Annotated in this window: 3 protein-coding genes; all 3 read left to right on the top strand. The window is 73.7% G+C overall.

Annotation, left to right across the window (positions count from 1 at the left end):
• Positions 1-161 precede the first annotated feature (161 nt).
• Positions 162-1,205, top strand: a complete 1,044-nt coding sequence (gene fliG / locus VNO22_18160; protein HXG63300.1) for a flagellar motor switch protein FliG — start codon at positions 162-164, stop codon at positions 1,203-1,205.
• Positions 1,206-1,208: 3 nt separating this feature from the next.
• Positions 1,209-1,781 carry a FliH/SctL family protein gene (locus VNO22_18155; GenBank protein HXG63299.1) on the top strand — a complete coding sequence of 191 codons (573 nt, stop codon included), beginning with the start codon at positions 1,209-1,211 and terminating at the stop codon, positions 1,779-1,781.
• Positions 1,778-2,598 (top strand): hypothetical protein (locus tag VNO22_18150; GenBank protein ID HXG63298.1); only part of this gene is annotated, 821 nt, incomplete at its 3' end. The genes VNO22_18155 and VNO22_18150, both read left to right, overlap by 4 nt.

The raw sequence follows: 2,598 nt of genomic DNA, 5'->3' as shown, positions 1-2,598 counted from the left end.
CCCGTTCCGGCGGCGGGCGCGGGACCCGTCGCGGGGGCGGCCGGACCGGACGAAGGGGAACTCGGGCGGATCCGCCAGGGAATCCGGGAGCTCGTGGGGCGCCGGCCGGCCCAGGCGGCCGCGGCCCTGCGGCAGTGGCTGGCGGGGAAATAGGAGCGCTCATGGCGGACGAGACGCGGGACCTGCGGGTCCGGGCGCGGGCGGCGGCGGCCCGCAAGGCGGCGATCCTCATGGTTTCGCTCGATCCGGAATCCTCCGCGCGCCTGATGGCCGAGCTGGACCGGGCCGAGCAGGAGCGCGTGACGCTGGAAATCGTGCGTCTCGAGGACGCGCCGCCGGCGCCCGGCGAGCGCGAACGTGTCCTTCGCGAGTTCTACACGGCCCTCGTGGCCCGCGAGGCGGGCGATCCGGGCGGGCTGGCCGCCGCGCGGCAGATCCTCGAGCGCCTCCATCCGCCCGACGAGGCGCGCCGCATTCTCGAGGGCATCGAGCAGACGCTGGGCCGCTCCCGCTTCGAGTTTCTGCGGCGCGCCGATCCGGAAAACATCGTGGCGTTTCTCTCGGACGAGCATCCCCAGATGATCGCGCTCATCCTTTCGCATCTCGAACCCGTTCAGGCGGCGCGGATCGTCGAGGAGCTGCCGATCGTCAAGCAGCAGGAAGTGATCCGCCGGCTGGCGTCCCTGGAGCCCACGAGCCCCGAAGTCGTCCGCCAGGTCGAGCAGGCCCTGGAAAGCCGCCTCGCCTCCCTGATGGCCCCCGGCTTCCGGCAGGCCGACGGCGTGGCGGCCGCGGCGCGGATCCTCAACCTCGTGCGGCGCTCCACGGAGCGCACGCTTCTGGAGGGCCTGCGGACGGAGGAGCCGGAGCTGGCCGAGAAAATCCGCCGCGCGATGTTCACCTTCGGCGACCTGCTGCGGGTCAACGACCGGGGGATCCAGAACCTGCTCAAACACGTGGACACGACGCGTCTGGCCCTGGCCCTCAAGACCGCCAAGCCCGAGATCCGGGAAAAGTTCTTCCGCAACATGTCCCAGCGCGCCCGCGACCGGATCGCCGAGGAGCTGGATCTGATGGGCCCCGTGCGCGTGGCCGACGTCGAGGCCGCCCAGCAGGGCATCGTGGACGAGATCCTGCGCCTCGAGGAAGCCGGCGAGCTCGTCGTCGAGGGCCGCAGCGACGCGGAAAGCCTGATGGTGGAGTGACCCATGCGTGTCGAGCTTCGACCCCTGAGCCTGACCCCGTTCGAGGAAGGCGAGGCCGCCTCCCCGGCGGTTTCCGATTCCGGCGCGGCGCTCCGCGCGGAGTACGAGCGCGGCCTGCAGGACGGCGCCCGCGCGGAGCGGGAGCGCTGGACGGCGGAAGCGGCCCGGCTTCGCGAGGTCCTGACCTCCGCCGCCGCCGCCCTCGAGGCGCGCCGCGCGGAGCTTCTGGCCGGAGTGGAGCAGGATCTCGTCTCCCTGGCCGTCGCGATCGCCGGGAAAATCGTGCGGGCCGAGATCGAAGCCGGCCGGCCCGTCGCTCCGGCGGCGGTGCGCCGCGCCCTCGAGCTCGTGGGCGGGCGGCGCGAAGTGAAGATTCTCCTCAACCCGGGGGACGTGGAGCGGGTCGAGCGTTGTCTGCCGGATCTGCGCCGCGATCTGGCGGACCTGGGCCGCGTGACCCTGGAGGCCGCCGACCGCGTCGCGCCGGGCGGGTGCGTCGTCGTGACCGCCGAGGGATCGGTGGACGCGGAGGTGGCCGTGCAGCTGGAGGAGATCGAACGGGGGCTCCGGGGATGAGCCTGGCCCGGTTCCGGGAAATGCTGGCCGACGTCGAGCCCATGCGCCGCATCGGGCGGGTGCGGCAGGCGGTCGGGCTGGTGGTCCACGCCGAGGGGCTGGCCGTGCCCGTGGGGGCCGTCTGCGAGATCCGTCCGGCGGGCGGAAGGCCGGTTCGGGCTGAGGTCGTGGGTTTCCGCGACGAGGCGGCGCTGTTGATGCCCCTGGGGGACCTGGCCGGCGTCTGCCGGGGGGATCCCGTCGTCTGCCGCTCGACGGCCCCGCGGATTCCCGTGGGACGCTCGCTCCTCGGGCGGGTGATCGACTCGGAGGGGAATCCGCTCGACGGCGGTCCGGCGCCCGCGGCGGAGGCGCGCGCGCCGCTTCAGGCGCGGCCTCCGGATCCGCTGAGGCGGCCGCGGATCGCCGAGCCCCTTCCGACGGGCGTTCGGGCGATCGACGCGCTTCTCACCTGCGGCAAGGGCCAGCGGCTCGGCCTCTTCGCGGGGTCCGGCGTGGGCAAGAGCACGCTTCTGGGAATGTGCGCGCGGGGCACGGCGGCGGACGTGGCCGTCATCGCCCTGGTCGGAGAGCGCGGGCGGGAAGTGCGGGAGTTTCTGGAGAAGGACCTGGGGCCCGAGGGGCGGCGGCGGAGCGTGGTCGTGGTGGAGACGTCCGATCGCCCGGCGCCGCTTCGGGTCCGCGCGCCGTTCGCCGCCACGGCGGTGGCGGAGTATTTCCGCGACCACGGGGCGGACGTGCTCCTGTTGATGGATTCGATCACCCGGATGGCGCACGCGCAGCGCGAGATCGGCCTTTCGGCGGGCGAGCCGCCCGC

It is taken from the genome of Planctomycetota bacterium, assembly GCA_035574235.1.
Lineage (GTDB): Bacteria > Planctomycetota > MHYJ01 > MHYJ01 > JACPRB01 > DATLZA01.
The sequence above is the reverse complement of the archived record's forward strand: the minus strand, read 5'-3'. Positions and strand labels throughout refer to the sequence as shown.